This window comes from Phenylobacterium sp., assembly GCF_030654915.1.
Lineage (GTDB): Bacteria > Pseudomonadota > Alphaproteobacteria > Caulobacterales > Caulobacteraceae > Phenylobacterium.
This window is the reverse complement of the sequence record NZ_JAURWM010000054.1, coordinates 1-15,545: the sequence shown is the minus strand read 5'-3', so window position 1 is coordinate 15,545 and position 15,545 is coordinate 1. Positions and strand designations below refer to the sequence as shown.

The 15,545-nt window shown below is 65.0% G+C and carries 18 protein-coding genes and 1 tRNA gene; 4 read left to right on the top strand and 15 right to left on the bottom strand.

Going from position 1 to position 15,545, the window contains the following annotated elements:
• Both Q7T84_RS02405 and Q7T84_RS02400 read right to left on the bottom strand, forming a co-directional pair.
• Positions 1-527 (bottom strand): alpha/beta fold hydrolase (locus tag Q7T84_RS02405; RefSeq protein WP_304806047.1); only part of this gene is annotated, 527 nt, incomplete at its 3' end.
• Between the two features lie 13 nt (positions 528-540).
• Entirely contained in the window at positions 541-1,815 is a 1,275-nt protein-coding gene (locus Q7T84_RS02400; protein WP_304806045.1) for an LLM class flavin-dependent oxidoreductase, read from the bottom strand.
• A 179-nt stretch (positions 1,816-1,994) separates the two neighbouring features.
• Here Q7T84_RS02400 and Q7T84_RS02395 point away from each other — a divergent pair, with 179 nt between their 5' ends.
• A complete protein-coding gene (locus tag Q7T84_RS02395) occupies positions 1,995-2,219 on the top strand; it encodes a DUF2061 domain-containing protein (protein ID WP_304806044.1) in 225 nt (74 codons plus the stop codon).
• 16 nt (positions 2,220-2,235) lie between these two features.
• On the top strand, positions 2,236-2,703 hold the full coding sequence (locus Q7T84_RS02390) for a Dps family protein (protein WP_304806043.1): 468 nt from the start codon (positions 2,236-2,238) through the stop codon (positions 2,701-2,703).
• On the opposite strand, the gene Q7T84_RS02385 is transcribed toward Q7T84_RS02390, so the two are convergent.
• The 4 genes from Q7T84_RS02385 to ybaK all read right to left on the bottom strand — a co-directional run bounded on the left by Q7T84_RS02385 (position 2,700) and on the right by ybaK (position 7,457).
• Positions 2,700-3,413 (bottom strand): GDSL-type esterase/lipase family protein, encoded by a 714-nt coding sequence (locus Q7T84_RS02385; protein ID WP_304806042.1) that lies wholly within the window; start codon positions 3,411-3,413, stop codon positions 2,700-2,702. The genes Q7T84_RS02390 and Q7T84_RS02385 overlap by 4 nt on opposite strands.
• 95 nt (positions 3,414-3,508) lie before the next feature.
• Positions 3,509-6,052, bottom strand: coding sequence for a TonB-dependent receptor (locus Q7T84_RS02380; protein WP_304806041.1), 2,544 nt, complete (start codon positions 6,050-6,052; stop codon positions 3,509-3,511).
• 211 nt (positions 6,053-6,263) lie between these two features.
• Positions 6,264-6,866 carry a TetR/AcrR family transcriptional regulator gene (locus Q7T84_RS02375; protein WP_304806040.1) on the bottom strand — a complete coding sequence of 201 codons (603 nt, stop codon included), beginning with the start codon at positions 6,864-6,866 and terminating at the stop codon, positions 6,264-6,266.
• 120 nt (positions 6,867-6,986) lie between these two features.
• A complete protein-coding gene (gene ybaK / locus Q7T84_RS02370) occupies positions 6,987-7,457 on the bottom strand; it encodes a Cys-tRNA(Pro) deacylase (protein ID WP_304806039.1) in 471 nt (156 codons plus the stop codon).
• Positions 7,458-7,661: 204 nt separating this feature from the next.
• Between ybaK and Q7T84_RS02365 the strand changes: the two genes are divergently transcribed.
• Both Q7T84_RS02365 and Q7T84_RS02360 read left to right on the top strand, forming a co-directional pair.
• Complete coding sequence (locus Q7T84_RS02365; protein ID WP_304806038.1) at positions 7,662-9,056, top strand: cystathionine beta-synthase; 1,395 nt, start codon at positions 7,662-7,664, stop codon at positions 9,054-9,056.
• Positions 9,053-10,231: a cystathionine gamma-synthase gene (locus tag Q7T84_RS02360; protein WP_304806037.1), complete on the top strand. Its 1,179-nt coding sequence runs from the start codon at positions 9,053-9,055 to the stop codon at positions 10,229-10,231. Before Q7T84_RS02365 ends, Q7T84_RS02360 begins: the two co-directional genes overlap by 4 nt.
• A gap of 7 nt (positions 10,232-10,238) precedes the next feature.
• Here Q7T84_RS02360 and Q7T84_RS02355 read toward each other — a convergent pair whose 3' ends face one another.
• The 9 genes from Q7T84_RS02355 to Q7T84_RS02315 all read right to left on the bottom strand — a co-directional run.
• Entirely contained in the window at positions 10,239-10,496 is a 258-nt protein-coding gene (locus Q7T84_RS02355) for a hypothetical protein (protein ID WP_304806036.1), read from the bottom strand.
• 104 nt (positions 10,497-10,600) lie between these two features.
• Positions 10,601-12,181 carry an amidohydrolase gene (locus tag Q7T84_RS02350; protein WP_370653607.1) on the bottom strand — a complete coding sequence of 527 codons (1,581 nt, stop codon included), beginning with the start codon at positions 12,179-12,181 and terminating at the stop codon, positions 10,601-10,603.
• Between the two features lie 134 nt (positions 12,182-12,315).
• Positions 12,316-12,579 (bottom strand): hypothetical protein, encoded by a 264-nt coding sequence (locus Q7T84_RS02345; protein WP_304806035.1) that lies wholly within the window; start codon positions 12,577-12,579, stop codon positions 12,316-12,318.
• A gap of 4 nt (positions 12,580-12,583) precedes the next feature.
• The gene (pth2, locus tag Q7T84_RS02340) at positions 12,584-12,925 is read right to left on the bottom strand and encodes an aminoacyl-tRNA hydrolase (protein ID WP_304806034.1); all 342 of its coding nucleotides are present in this window, start codon (positions 12,923-12,925) and stop codon (positions 12,584-12,586) included.
• A gap of 87 nt (positions 12,926-13,012) precedes the next feature.
• Positions 13,013-13,333 carry a multidrug efflux SMR transporter gene (locus tag Q7T84_RS02335; RefSeq protein WP_304806032.1) on the bottom strand — a complete coding sequence of 107 codons (321 nt, stop codon included), beginning with the start codon at positions 13,331-13,333 and terminating at the stop codon, positions 13,013-13,015.
• Between the two features lie 172 nt (positions 13,334-13,505).
• Positions 13,506-13,595, bottom strand: a tRNA-Ser gene (locus Q7T84_RS02330).
• A gap of 97 nt (positions 13,596-13,692) precedes the next feature.
• Positions 13,693-14,133: a PaaI family thioesterase gene (locus Q7T84_RS02325; RefSeq protein ID WP_304806030.1), complete on the bottom strand. Its 441-nt coding sequence runs from the start codon at positions 14,131-14,133 to the stop codon at positions 13,693-13,695.
• A gap of 16 nt (positions 14,134-14,149) precedes the next feature.
• Entirely contained in the window at positions 14,150-14,629 is a 480-nt protein-coding gene (rraA, locus tag Q7T84_RS02320; RefSeq protein ID WP_304806028.1) for a ribonuclease E activity regulator RraA, read from the bottom strand.
• The coding region (locus tag Q7T84_RS02315; protein WP_304806027.1) for a class I adenylate-forming enzyme family protein at positions 14,626-15,545 on the bottom strand (920 nt) is incomplete at its 5' end. The genes Q7T84_RS02315 and rraA, both read right to left, overlap by 4 nt.

Below are 15,545 nucleotides of genomic sequence, written 5' to 3'. Positions count from 1 at the left end.
CGGGCGTTGTTGACCAGATAGGTCTGCAGGAAATTGGGGTCCTCGACATTGCGCCCCGCTGTCATCATCGCCGCGCCAGCCACCGCGTCATGGAACAGGATCTGCGGCATCTCGAACGGCAGCAGCGAGAAGATGTCGGCGATCGGGTGGTCGTCGTCCCAAAGGCCGGCCGGGCAAATCAGCGCCAGACGTGAGACGTCGTTGGGGGCCACGGCGGCCATCTCGGCGGCGATCATGCCGCCCATCGAATGGCCGACCAGGATCGGATCCTTCAGGCCCAGCGCCTCGACCACGTCCCAGGTGTGGAGGGTGAAATCCAGCATGTCGCGGATGGTCGGCGCTTCCTCGCTGTCCCCATAGCCTGGGATCAAGGGGGCGTAGACATGATGCTTGGCGGCCAGGGCGGCGAGGAACGGATCCTCCGCCGTGACGCCGCCAGCGCCGTGCAGATAGACCATGTCGGGACCGGTCCCGCCTTCGAAGTAGCGGACCGGGACGTGACGGGTCTGGACGGTTTTCAGTTCCATGTTTCCCCCTCCCTTAGGCGTAGGTCTTGGCGAGCGAGGCGCTGGTCGGGAACTCGCCCGGCAGCGAACCGGAGGTGACCCGGTTTTCCAGCGGCTTGGCCCAGAACCGGTCGTCGTCAGCGAAGTCCGGGAACATGTTGCGCAGCTTGGGCATCACCTTCTCGGCGAACAGCCGGGTCGAATACATGCACTTGTCGGCCGGCATGTTCCCGACGTGCATCAGGCAGAAGATGTTGCCGACGTTCAGGCCCTTGATGAGGTCTTCCATCCGTTGACGGACGGTTTCAGGGCTTCCGGCGATGATGTGCCCTTGCTCGACCAGATCCTTCCAGGTCAGCTCGGTGTAGCCCCCGCCCTTGGGCGGGGCGTACTGCGAGAGCGCGCCGGACTGGATGGTCTTGATGGTGCGATAGCCCGGTGCGTCGGCGAAGCCTGGATAGACGTGCAGGCAGCGATTGTAGAAGTAGCTGACATGCTCGGAATAGAGCCGCTCGGCCTCTTCGTCGGTCTCGGCCACCAGGATGGTTTGGGCGAACCCGGCGCGATAGGGCGACTTGTCAGGCGCGCCGCGCTCCTCCACCCGGTCCCAATAGCCCTGCATCAGGGCCTTGGCCCGTAGGTAGCCGGAGAAGCTGAGGTAGGAGTACGAATAGGTGTTGTCGATGCAGAAGTCGTAGGTCTCGACCGAACCGCCACCGGGGATGTGCACCGGGGGATGCGGCTGCTGGATCGGGCGCGGCCAGATGTTGACGTGCCGCAGCTTGTTGTAGCGACCGTTCCAGGCGAATGGGTCGCGGGTGGTCCAGGCCTTGATGATCAGGTCGTGGGCTTCCTGGTACTTCTCGCGCGTCAGGGACGGAATCTGGCCGTAGCAGTAGTTGGTGTCCATCGAGGTCCCGACCGGGAACCCCGCCACCAGCCGCCCGCCGGAGATGCAGTCCAGCATGGCGAATTCCTCGGCCACCCGGACCGGCGGATTATAGAGCGCGATGGAGTTGCCCAGCACCACGATGGCGGCGTTCTTCGTGCGGCGCGCCAATCCCGCGGCGATGATGTTGGGGGACGGCATGATGCCATAGCCGTTCTGGTGATGCTCGTTCACCCCGACCCCGTCGAAGCCGAGCGTGTCGGCGTATTCAAGCAGGTCCATATAGGTGTTGTACACTTCATGGCTCTTGGCCGGGTCGAATAGGCGCTGGTCGATATCGACCCAGACCGACCGGTTCTTCTCCCGGAAATCGTCCGGCAGATACGGCCATGGCATCAGGTTGAACCAGGTGAACTTCATCGCTTGTCCTCCCACGCCGCCTCTGTCGGGCGGTCAGGTGAACGACGATAAGCGAAATGCTCCCGGCGCCAAGCGATAAGCCACGGCACTGTTTCCGAGCGTAATTCTGATGTCCGAGCCCCTTTCAATCGGGGCCTGGAACATTATATTGCGACTTATTCGCAAATTGGTTTGGGACGATGCACACCGCCAAGAAGACGTTCAGCTACAGTATGATGCACCTCGTGGTAGCTATCACGGTAGCCTACGCGCTAACTCGCGACTGGCGGGCGGCCCTGGCGATCGGGATGATCGAGCCGATTTTCCAGACCATGGCCTTCGTCGTCCACGAGCGGGTTTGGGCGCGGATCGCGGCCAAGGGAATTTCATCGCGGGACGTTCGCATGGCGAGCGTCGAAGCTTGAGAATGGGAGCTATGAGATGAGCGTGAACACTGGACCCAGTGCAAAGGATCGCAAGGCGGTCGCCGACGGCCTGTCGAAGCTGTTGGCTGACAGCTATGCGGTCTATCTGAAGACCCACGGCTATCACTGGAATGTCCGGGGCCCGAACTTCTCGCAGCTACACACGCTGTTCATGGCGCAGTACACCGAGATGTGGACCGCCATCGACGAAGTCGCCGAGCGCATCCGCGCCCTGGGCGAACTGGCCCCGCAGGGTTACGGCGCGTTTGGAAATCTGTCGGCGATCAAGGACGGCGACCCGACCAAGAACGCCGAGGCCATGCTCAATGATCTGATCGAGAGCCACGAAACCCTGATCGCCACGCTCTACGCGGCGCTGCCGAGCGCGCAGGAGGCCGGCGACGAGGTCAGCGCGAGCCTGATTTCAGATCGCCTCACCGCCCATGAGAAACACGTCTGGATGCTGCGCTCCTCGTTGGGCTAGCCACAGGGGATCTTGGCCGCCGTCTCCGCCACCGGGCGCACGACGGCGGTCCAGAGCGCGTAGCCGGCCGGCGTCATATGCAGGCCATCGGCGATAAAGATGTCCTTTGGCGCCCCGCCCGCCTCCAGCATCGTCGGCACGACATCGACATAGTCCAGGTCCGCGCGGGCGTGCGCCATCTCGCGGATCTTGGCGTTCACAGCGTCCTGCGCGGCTTTCTGATTGAGGCGCGCCTTCGACGGTTTCAGCGAGATGAAATAGACCGGCGTCGCGCCGAGCTTCTCGGTCTTCAACGTCATGAACTGCTGGAAGTCAGCGACCACCGCTTCCGGGCTTTTTCCGGCGTGCAGGTCGTTTTCGCCGGCATAGAAGAAGATCGCGCGAGGGCGATACGGGCCGACCACCCGGTCGAAATAGAAATTCACATCCGAGATCTGCGAGCCGCCAAAGCCCCGGTTGATCACCGGGATCGGGGCCAGGTCCTCATCCAGCGTTCGCCAAAATCGCACCGAGGACGACCCGGTGAAGACGAGCTCGCAGGCCTTGGGCGGGGCGGCCCGATCCTGGGCCGCGAACGCCTCGATCTCAGAGCTCAAACGCTCTGGCGGCGCCGGCTGGACGGAGGCGACGGCCGGTTGCTGGGCCAGCGCGCCGGGCGCGGCGGCCGCGACGAACAAGGCGATGGTGATGACGCCAAGACGGTTGAGCATCGGATATCCCTCAGAGAAGCCGCAAACCGGGCGGCCGAAACGAAAAGGGCGCCGCGGTTTCCCGCGGCGCCCAGTCGATCAAAGAGCTGTCGCCCTTAGAAGCGGTACTGGAATTCCACGCCGTAGGTGCGCGGGAAGTTCAGCTTCACGGTTCGACGATAGGTGTTGTTCGCGGTCAGGGCCGACGGAGTCGAGCTCTGATAGGCGACTTCGTCGAAGGCGTTCTTCACGAAACCGATGATCGTGTAGCGGTCGCCGGCGTCCTTCCAGAGCGCGCGGAAATCGACGATCTCGTTCGACGGGGCGGTGTAGTTCGCCTGGCCGAAGATCGAGGTCTGCTGCTCGTCAGTGTAGGTGTAGGTGGCGCCGAGCGTCAGATTGCCTGGCGAGAAGTCGAAGGTGTAGTTGGCGCCTAGGTTGATCTTGTTCTCAGGCGTCATCGGCAGGCGGTTGCCGACCAGGTCTTGCAGGCGAGCCGGGCCAACCGGGCCAACCGGATTGGCGCCCGGCTGCACGGCGCGCGGGTCGTTGGTGTCGACGAAGCAGCAACCTTCTTTGATCTCGGCGTTCAGATAGGCGTAGCTGCCGAAGATCAGCAGGTTGTCGATCGGCGCCCACTGAGCCTCAAGCTCAACACCCCAGTTGCGGGCGTCGAGGTTCAGGAACTGCGTGCCGGTCGAGCCGGTCGCGGCGTTCAGGATCACGCTGATCGGGGCCTGGAAGCCCTTGTAGTCAGCGTAGAAGATCGCCGAGTTCACCTGCAGGCGACCGTTGAGCATGGTCTGCTTCAAGCCGACTTCGTAGTTATCGACATATTCCGGATCGGCGTAGGGCTGCGGCGTCAGGCCGTTCGAGGCCAGCCAACCACCCGACTTGTAGCCGCGGCTGTAGCGGGCGTAGGCGTTGGTGTCGCTGCTCGGCTGCCATTGCACGCCCAGGGTGCCGGTCCAGGCGTCGTAGTCCGCCTTCAGGTCGCGGGTGAGCGTTCCGTTCTGGCCCGCGCGCAGGTTGGCGTAGGCCGGGTTCTTCTGGCAATCGGCCAGGGTCGCCACGCCGCAGATGACGAAGGTGGTGAAATCGACGGCGATGCCTTGGCCGACGGCCTGCGGAATATTGGCGAACTGACGCAGCAGCGTGGTGGTGGTCGGGCTACGCGAAACATAGCGAGCCGAGTCGGTGCCCTCTTTTTCGTCAGTCGAGTAGCGCAGACCGGCGGTCAGGGTGAAGTTCTCTGCGAACTCCCAGTCGATCTGACCGAAGGCGGCGTAGGAGTTCACTTCCAGCGTGCCGTCGACGAACAGGTAGTTGCCGTTCGGGTTGGCGGCGGCGGCCGTGCCGGTGGCCAGGCTGATCGGGGTGAGCATCGAGGCGTCGCCCAGAACGCGCAGGCCCTGCGGCTGGCTGTACTGCTGATGGTATTGATAGAGGCCGGCGATCCAGTGAACCGCGCCGTCCGAGTTGGACGACAGGTTGATCTCGTTCGACCACCACTTCTGGTTCTCCGTGTAGAAGAAGCGCTCGTTCGGCGAAACGCCGACCGCGGTGTAGGCGCCGAACGGGGTCGCGGCGTTGATGTTGAACAGACCCTGGCGGGACGAACGGTCCTCATCGCCATTGGTTTGATAGCTGTAGGACTGATAGCCCGCCAGATACTTCAGGGTGGCGAAGCCCAGGTCCCAGGTCATGTCGAAGTGCAGACGGTTGTGGTTGGAGAGCTTGCCCTCCATCGTCTGGTCCATGTTGATCCGATAGGGATCAGCGACGGACGGGTTCACGCCGGCGTAGCCGTTGGTCGGGTTGTAGTAGAGCGCCGAGTTGCCAAGACCAGTCGCCGACACAGTGTCGTACGGCGTGATCACGCTCTCAAAGATGTTGCCGACGCCGTAGCTGTCGTCCCAATCGAACTTCGTATAGCGCAGGCGGGCGGTGATGTTGTCGCCCAGGTCCGCTTCGATCTGAGCTTCGAAGGTGTAGCGCTCGAGACCGCCGGTGTCGCCGCCGGGGCCCTCGTTCTTGATGAAGCCTTGGTCGCGACGCTCAACCGAGCCGCCGACCAGATAGCGCAGGCCCTCGGCGATCGGACCACGAACCATGGCGTCGAAGCGGTGAGCGCCGTAATTGCCGACCGCGGCGCGAACCTCGGCGTCGAATTCGTCGGTGGGACGCTTGCCGATGATGTTCAGCGCGCCGCCGATGGAGTTACGGCCATACAGCGTGCCTTGCGGGCCGCGTAGGATTTCCGTCCGTTCGATGAACAGCGACGGCGTCGAGCTATCGGCCATCGAGTTGGAGAAGATGCCGTCCGAATAGAGCGCAACGCTGGGATCGGTCCCGATGGCGTTGGTCAGGCGGCCGAAGCCACGGATCGAGAGACGGTCGTTGTTGGTGTAGGCGACGCTGGGCGTGACCCGCGCCAGGTCTTCAACAGTGGCGACGCCTAGAAGGTCGCGCTTTTCGCTGGTGAAGGCGGTGACGGCGACCGGCACGTCCTGAAGGCTTTGCTCCCGCTTTTCAGCGGTGACGACCAGCTCTTCAATTGTGAAGGCGTCCTGGGCCATGGCAGGCGCGGCGGCCGCGGAAAGGGCGGCGACGGACGCGCCCATAACGAAAATACTGCGCAAACGCAGGGGTTGGATCATGTTTTACCTCCCAGCCAGACGCGGGCGTTATGTCGCCCGTCGTGTGTACTTGATGGATCAAACTGGAAGTCTCGAACGGCGTTCGAATAGATAGAAAAATTATAGCCGCCCACTTTGCCAGCCGTTGTGGCGAAAGGGTCGCGGTCGTCTCCAAACGCGAAAAGGCTAAGCTTAGGAAAACATAGAACGATTGGGTGAAACGCCAATCGTCCTACCGGCGGAGGATCAAGGCCTCCAGGCCGCGAACGGCCGATTCGACGGCCTCATCCTTGGGCCCACACCCCCTGTCGCCCCGCGAAAGCGCCACCACCGCGATGCCCCGCCCCCAGGCCCAGATCGCCTCGGCGATCTTGTGCGCCACCTCTGGCGGATGCACCGCGGCGAACTCAGCCATGATCGCTTGGCGCAGGACGGCGAAGGCCTCGGCCTCGGCGGCGGTCACATCCTCACGGCGGCCCTCGTCGAGCGCGTCGTACATCAACTCGTATAGCTCGGGCTTTTCACGCAGGAAGTTCAGATAGGCCATGCCGGTTGTGCGCAGGCCGCCGTCAGGGGGCCCAGCGTCATAGGCCTCGCGCATGGCGTCGGCGAGTTGGCGGAACCCGTCGATCGCCAGCCCCGACAGCAAGGCCGCCTTGTCGGCGTAGTGATAGTAGACGGTGCCCGGCGCGACGCCTGCACGGTCGGCGATGGCCCGCAGCGACAGCCCGCCACGACCGCTTTCGTGGAGAATGTCGCGAGCCGCAACCAAAAGTTGTCCGCGAACATTGCCGACATGGTAATTGCGCCGGCGCTCGGCGGTCGCGGGCGTCATGACCCCGCCCCGTTCAAAGATGCCGAAACAACCCCGCGCATATTGGGGATCACCCTCGCAGACCGACCAAAGTTATCGTTGCTAACTTAACGCTGGATACGGCGAGGCATGCAATGGCTATCAGGTCAGGGCGACGACCTTCGCGTGTAGCGCCGTGACCAGATCGGACGGCGCGAGGCGAGCCTGGAGGCCACGCTGGCCGCCGTTGATGAAGACCTTTTCATGAGCCAACGCGGCCTCGTCGATCACCGTGGGAACGGCGCGCTTCTGGCCAAACGGGCTAACCCCGCCGACCCGGTATCCGGTGATACGCTCGGCGTCAGCGGGCTTCATCATCTGGGCGGTCTTGCCGCCGACCGCGGCGGCCAGTTTCTTCATCGCCACCTCCTGATCAGAGGCGAGCACGGCGCAGACCGGCTTGCCGTCGACCTGGGCCATCAGGGTTTTGAGCACCTGGTCAGGCGCGACGCCGAGACTTTCCGCCGCCTGAAGTCCGACACGCGGCGCGTCCGGGTCATAGTCATAGGTATGCAGTTCATAGGCGACGCCCGCCTTATCCAGGGCCAGCGTCGCAGGTGTCGTCTTGGCCATGGCGACCGATTTAGCGACGGCGAGGCCGTGCGCCTAGTCCAACGGCGCAGCCGCTAGGCGCCATTTCCCGCAGCCAAGTCGGTTTGACGACCAAAGAACGCCGTTGTGTTTATGCGCCCCAGGAAATTCGCCCATATGTTGGCGTGCATGGCGCGGAAACCGACCCCAGGCGTTTCCGTCTGCGACCGCATGGAGCCGCCACTGATGCCACGACCCGCCCCCCCGCTGCCGCCGCCGGCCGCCTCGGCCCTGGACTTGATCGGCCGCACTCCGATGGTGGAGCTGACCGGGTTCGGAACCGGCCCCTGCCGGCTGTTCGTGAAGCTGGAGAGCGCCAATCCCGGCGGCTCGATCAAGGACCGCATCGCCCGCTCGATGATCGAGGCGGCCGAGGCCGACGGCTCGCTGAAGCCCGGCGGGACCATCGTCGAGGCCACCGCCGGCAACACCGGCCTCGGCCTAGCGCAGGTCGGCGTGCTGAAGGGCTACAAGATCCTGCTGGTGGTTCCCGACAAGATGAGCCGCGAGAAGATCCAGCACCTGCGGGCCATGGGCGTCGATGTCCGCATCACACGCTCCGACGTCGGCAAGGGTCACCCCGAATACTACCAGGACATGGCCGAGCGGCTGGCCGCGGCGATGCCCGGCGCGATCTTCATCAACCAGTTCGCCAACCCAGCCAATCCGAAGGCGCACCAGACCACCACCGGCCCGGAGATCCTGGAGCAGATGGAGGGCGACCTGGACGCCGTGGTGGTCGGGGTCGGGTCCGGGGGCACGCTCACGGGCCTGGGCCGCTATTTCGCCGAAGCCTCGCCCAAGACCAAGATGGTGCTAGCCGATCCACAGGGGTCGATCCTAGCGCCCCTGGTCAACACCGGTGAACTGATCGAGCCCGGCTCTTGGGTGGTCGAGGGCATCGGCGAGGATTTCGTGCCGACCAACTGCGACCTTTCCCTGGTCTCCAAGGCCTACACAATCCCGGACGCGGAGAGCATCGGCGCGGCGCGCGAGCTGCTGACCCGGGCGGGCATCCTCGGCGGCTCGTCCTCGGGGACCTTGCTGGCCGGCGCGCTACGCTATTGCCGCGAGCAGACCGCGCCGCAGCGGGTCGTGACCCTGGTGTGCGACACGGGCGCCAAGTACCTGTCGAAGGTCTACAACGACAGCTGGCTAGTCGAGCAGGGCCTGACCCAGCGCAATCTGCACGGCGACCTGCGCGACCTGATCGCCCGCTCGCCGGCCGACGGCGGCGCGGTCACAGTTGGCCCCGATGACACCTTGCTCACCGCCTACAACCGCATGCGCCAGGCCGATGTCAGCCAGTTGCCGGTGCTGGACGGCGGGCGGCTGATCGGCCTGATCGACGAGAGCGACCTGCTGGAAGCCGTCGAGGACTCGAAGCCCGACAAGCGGTTCGCCCAGAACGTCGCCACCGCCATGACCGCCAAGCTGGACACCCTGCAGGCCGGCGATCCATTGGACGCCCTGTTGCCGGTCTTCGAGAAGGATCAGGTGGCCATCGTCTTGGATGGCCGTGAATTCGTCGGGCTGATCACCCGCATCGACCTCATCAACTATCTCAGGCGCGCAGCGTGACCGACGAGACCCCCACGGGAAAGAACCGCCTGGAATTCTCCACGCGGGCCATCCACGGCGGCCAATGGCCAGACCCGACCACCGGCGCGGTGATCACCCCGATCTACGCCACCTCGACCTACGCTCAGGCGAGCCCCGGCGAGCACAAGGGGTTCGAGTATTCACGCAGCCAAAACCCGACGCGGTTCGCCTTCGAGCGCGCGGTCGCGGACCTGGAAAGCGGGACGCAAGGCTACGCCTTCGCCTCGGGCCTGGCGGCGATCTCGACCTTCCTGGAAGTGCTGGACGCCGGCGACCACGTGATCGCCAGCGAGGACCTCTACGGCGGTTCGTTCCGGCTGTTCGACAAGGTGCGAAAGCGCTCGGCCGGGCTGGAGTTCAGCTTCGTCGACATGGCCGATCTGGCCGCCATCGAGGCGGCGATCAGGCCCAACACCAAACTTATCTGGGTGGAGACGCCGACCAATCCGCTGCTGCGGCTGGCGGACCTGGCGGAGATCGCGGCGCTGGCCAAGCAGCACGGCCTGATCGCCGCCGCCGATAACACCTTCGCCAGCCCCTATTGCCAGCGTCCGCTGGAGTTCGGCTTCGACCTGGTGATGCACTCGACCACAAAATACATCTCCGGCCACTCCGACATCGTCGGCGGTTGCCTGGTGGTGGGCCAGAACGCCGAACTGGCCGAGACCGTGGGCTTCCTTCAGAACGCGGTGGGGGCCGTGGCCTCCCCCTTCGACTCGTTCCTGGCGCTGCGCGGGGTGAAGACCCTGGCCCTGCGCATGCAGCGCCACTGCGAGAACGGCTTGAAGATCGCTCAATGGCTGGAGGGCCGATCCGACATTGTCCAGGTGATCTATCCAGGCCTGCCAAGCCATCCGCAGCATGAACTGGCCCGCCGGCAGATGACTGGCGGCTTTGGCGGGATGATTTCGGCGGTGCTGGACCGCGACCTGGCTGGGACACGGCGGATGCTGGAACGCACGCGCCTGTTCACCCTGGCTGAGAGCCTGGGCGGGGTAGAAAGCCTGATCGAGCATCCGGCGATCATGACCCACGCCTCGATCCCGGCGGAGACGCGCAACCGCATCGGCATCGCCGACAGCCTGATCCGGCTGTCGGTGGGAATCGAGGACGCCGATGACCTGATCGCCGATCTTGAGCAGGCCTTGGCCTAGTTCCCGGCTAGTGCCCGGCGTGCTTGGCCTTTTGGGCGGTGTCCCAAGCGACGAATTCGGGGCCGTCGATCAGACCGTCCTTGTTCTTGTCGGCGACGGCGAAGTCCGCAGCGGGCAGCTTGTAGGCCACCCATTCAGCCTTGCTGATCCGGTCGTCCTTGCTGGTGTCGGCCGGATGGATGAAGCGGCCCTCGGCGGCCGAGGCCATGGTGGCCGAACCGGCCAGAACGACGCCGGCGGTGATGAAGAGGCGTGTGAAGCGCATAGGTGTCCTCCATTAGGTGCGCGGAGCCTGAGGGCGGCTCGTGGCGGAAATGGGCCGCCACGGCCGTTTGCGCATCAGCCGGGCGCCAGATCGACGCTCGTCGTTCAATCGACCTTGGCGCCGGCTGGCGGCGACAGCTCAGTCGGCGGCCACTTGATGCCGAGTTGCTCCAGATAGGTCGGGTATCGATCCTGGTCGTAATAGTATTTCCGCATTTCAGGCCGGTACTTGGCCATCACCTCGGTATTGATCTCGATCGGCGGCTTGTCGGTCGCGGCCAGCATCGGGACGTACTTTTGATCCTTGGTCTGGACCTTGACGAAGTAGTCCTTGGCCTGGGCGCGCAGATCCGGCCGGGTGAGCACATCGACCATGGTCATGGCCACCACCTTGGAGCCGGCGACCACGCCCTTGTGGGCGACGGGCGTAGCCATGGAGATGGCGTTCGACCAGTGGTGGCCGGGCAGTTCGGGGATATTGGCCGGGTAGTAGATGGACACGGTCGGCAGGGTCCAGGAGATGTCGCCGATATCGTCCGAGCCGCCGCTCTCGGGCTTCTCGACCGGCGTGGCCAGCTTATCGAGTTGGGTCGCCAGCCCCTTCTCCGGCGCGCCGAGGTTCTTCTGCACCGCCTTGGCGAAGGCCTGTTCGTCCGCGGTCCACTTCGGCAGGCCGACCTTGTCGATATTGGCCTTGGCGGCCTCGGCCAGCGGACGGTTGAAGTGCTGGGGGGCGGCCGAACCGAGCACCCTGTGGGTGACGGCCGTGTCGGTCATCTTGGCCGCGGCCTGCGCGATCGTGTTGCCGATCTCATAGCTCTTCTTGATGCCGTCGAAGGATTGCTCGCGGAAATAATACCAGACGCTCGCCACCGAAGGCACGACGTTGGGCTGGTCGCCGCCATCGGTGATGACGTAGTGCGAGCGCTGCTCGGGCCGCAGATGTTCGCGGCGCATGTTCCAGCCCATGTTCATCAGCTCGACCGCGTCCAGCGCGCTGCGCCCGCGCCACGGCGCGCCGGCCGAGTGGGCCGAGGCGCCCTTGAAGCTGTATTCCACCGAGACCAGGCCAGTGCCGCGCGGCTGGCCCCAGGCGGTGGCGAGGTTAGAGCCCACATGGGTGAAGATCGCCACGTCGGCGCCTTTGAACACCCCGTCGCGGACCATGTAGGCCTTGCCGCCGAGCAGTTCCTCGGCCACCCCCGGCCACAGCATCAAGGTCCCGGGGATGTTGTCCCGTTCCATGATCTCCTTGACCGCCAGGGCGGCGACGACGTTCAGGGCCTGGCCCGAATTGTGCCCCTCGCCATGGCCCGGCGCGCCCTCGATCAGCGGGTCGTGCCAGGGCACGCCAGGCTTTTGCGAAGCCTTCGGGATGCCGTCGATGTCGCTGCCCAGCACGATGACCGGGCCGCCCTGGCCATGAGTCCAGGTCGCCGTCCAGCCGGTCGGCAGGCCCGCCACGCCACGCTGGATGGTGAAGCCGTTCTTCTCCAGGACATCGGTGACGTACTTGGAGGTCTCGACCTCCTGGAACGCCAGCTCGCCGAACGAGAAGATCGAGTCGTTCATCTGCTGGGCGAGCTTGGCGCGGGCTTCGACGCCAGCCTCGGCCTTGGTCTTCAAGGCTGAGACGGCGGAGGCCGAATAGGTCTGGGCCAGGGCCGCCGGCGCGGCCGTGCACATCAGGCCGGCCACGCTCATGGCCGCCAGGAACTTCGAAACGCTCATCACTCCCCCCGTTACTTCACTAGGCGACAACGGGCCATGAATTGGCGCCGGCGGAAAAGCGTTTTTCGCCTCGGGCACCAGCCCGATGATTAGCGTGGCGACAGATTGATCACCGCGTCATCGCCCTCGATGTGGACGATGACCACGCCGAGCGCCGGACCGCCGTCGATCTCCAGGACCATGTTCTGACCGACATAGTCAGCGAGGCTGGCTCCGCTGATCGCGCGAATCTTGCCGATGAAGCTCAGCAGCGCCGTGGCGCTGTGCTCGATCGAGGCCTCGAAGGTCACGGCCTCCAGCGGCTTCTCCACCGTGCCGATGATGCCGGTGCCCCGCCTTGTCGAATGGACCATATCTCTACCTCACCAACTTCAACGCGCCGGTGATCGCGTCAATCTTGAGAATGTCGGCCGGCCCGATGCCGACGCAGGTCGGGGTGCCGGCCTCCACCACCGTGCGGCCGGCGTCACGGATCAGCATGACCGGCAGGCCCGCCGCCTCGGCCTGGTCCGCCAACTCCAACAGGGCGGCCTCGGACTCGCAGCGCAGCACCACCTTGGGCATGCCGACGTCCAGCCAGCCCATCTGCTGCTCGCGCGGCGCGCGCAGCAGCCCGCCGACGGCCGCGTGGGCGACCTGAGCCGCCAGCTTGCCGGGCGGCAGGTTCAGCGCCTGATTGACGACGATGACTTGCTTCATGCCCTTCCCATGCCCGCGCAGCGGCCCCGGCCGCAAGGGGCGCGGTCAGGCAGGCCGCCGAATTTGCAGGCGGCGGCCCGCCCAAACCTAGTGCGAGGACGACAGCTTCATCATCACCAGGCCCGACACGATCAGCACCGCGGCCAGCACCCGCATCAGGCTGAGCTGCTCGCCCAGCACGACGACGCCGACCACGAAGGCCCCGACCGCGCCGATGCCGGTCCAGATCGTATAGGCCGTGCCTAGCGGCAGGGTCCGCATCGCCATCGACAACAGGCCAAAGCTGGCGATCATGGTGGTGAGCGTGATGAGCGTGGGCGCCAGACGCGTGAAGCCTTGCGACTGCTTCATGAAATAGGCCCAGACAATCTCGAGCAGTCCGGCCGAGACAAGCAAAATCCAGGGCATGCCAGCCCTCCTATAAAGGCCGGGCCGTCCCGGTGCTTCTAACCCATGTCGGGGGAGGGCGTCCTCGCGCGGCTTACTTAGGGGAACGGGCGCGACACTTCAACGTCCGGGCAGCGCGGCCCGCTGTCGCGACCTTGAAATTTTTCAGAAAGGTCAGGCCCTTGGGCGTCTATGGCGGAGAGGGTGGGATTCGAACCCACGGTACCCGTAAAGGTACGCCGCATTTCGAGTGCGGTGCTTTCGACCACTCAGCCACCTCTCCAGAGACGACGTCGGGCCTTTGAAGAGAGGGCCCGCTGAGCGAGGCGCGGAACCTACTCATCCGGCTCCTCCAGATCAAGCGGGTGTTTTGTTGTTTTTCAACGGGGATAGAGAACCATCTGGGTGCAGCGGAACAGGGCGATGGTCTTGCCGCTCTCCTGGTGGGTCGCCACGGCGTCCCAGACCTGGGTCATACGGCCGCCGTGGGCCATCCGCGCCTCGCACACGACGGTGTCGCCCTCCCGCGCCGTGCCAAGGAAATTGCTCTTCAGCTCGATGGTGGTGAAGCCCGAGCCGCCCTCCGGCAGCGAGATTCGGCAGCCGTAGCCGGCCGCCGAATCCAGCAGGGCGATGACGCTGGCCGCGTGCATGAAGCCATTGGGCGCCATGTGCTTCTTGGCGACCTTCATCTGGCTACGCAGAAAGCCCTGACGGGCCTCCAGCACTTCCAGGCCAAGCTCGCCCGGCAGGAAACCTTCCTGCATGGCGTTGAGATCGGCGACGGGGTTGTCGCCCAAGGGCGGAAAGACGTCGGCCATCAAGGCCTCCTTCAGATCAAGCGCTGGCGGCCAGGACCGCGATCCCGTCTTCGTCGGCGAAGAGGGTGTCGCCTGGCGTGAAGATCACGCCGCCGAACGCCACGGGGGTGTCCAGGACGCCCTCGCCGCGCTTGACGCTGCGCATGGGGTTGGTCCCCAGCGCCTTGACGCCGAGGTCGAGGGTGGCGAGCACGGCGGCGTCACGGACCGCTCCGAACACCACGACTCCGGCCCAGCCGTTCTTGACCCCGTCGGCGGCCAGCATGTCGCCGACCAGGGCGCGGTGCAGCGAGCCGCCGCCGTCGACCACCAGGACGCAGCCCTTTCCGGGCGTGGCCAAGGTGGCCTTCACCACCGAATTGTCCTCATGGCAGCGGACAGTACGGATCGGGCCGGAGAAGGCGATCTTGCCGCCAAGGTCGCGAAACTGAGTCTCGCAGACCTCGATGGTTCCCTCATGCTGGTCGCAGAGGTCGGCGACGGAGATCTGGCTCATGCGGTGGCGGGCCCCTTGTAGGCGTCGCGCAGTTCGCGCTTGAGCACCTTGCCGATATGGCTGCGTGGCAGTTGGTCGACCAGTTGCAGATCGGCCAGGCGCTGGGTCTTGCCAAGCTTGGCGTTGACCCAATCCTTGAGCGCGTCCGGGGTGATCGTCTGGTCAGGCTTCAGGGCCACGAACGCTACTGGGGTCTCACCCCACTTATCTGACAGCACCCCGACCACGGCGGCTTCCAGCACCGACTCGTGTTGGACGATCTCGGCTTCCAGGTCCGACGGATAGATGTTGAAGCCGCCCGAGATGATCATGTCCTTCTTACGGTCCATGAGCGTCAGGAAGCCGTCCTCGTCGAACCGGCCCACGTCGCCGGTGCGGATGAAGCGCAGGCCGTCCGGGCTGTACCACTCGGATTCCGAGGTCTTCCCCGGCTGGTTGTGATAACCGACCATCATCGCCCCGGATCGGCCAATCACCTCGCCGACCTCGCCCTGCGCGACTTCCCGGCCGTCTTCCCCAATGAGGCGAATGTCGTGGCCCGGCAGGGGCCGGCCGACGGTGTGCAGCTTGTCGGGGAACTCGTGCGCCTGCAGGCCGCAGGAGCCACCGCCTTCAGTCATGCCGTAGAACTCCACCAGCCCGCCCGGCCAGCGATCCAGCACCTGGCGCTTCAGTTGCGCCGAGAAGGGCGCCGAAGTGGCGAACTTCATCCGGTAGGAGGACAGGTCGTACCTGTCGAAATCGGGATACTCCATCAGCCGACGGTACTGCACCGGCACCAGCATGGCGTGGGTGGCGCGGTGCTTTTCGGACAGGTCCAGGAACTGCTTCACGTCGAACTTGGGCATCAGCACCGCCGTGCCGCCGTTTGAGATCGTGGGCAGGAACGAGACCAGGGTGGTGTTCGAATAGAGCG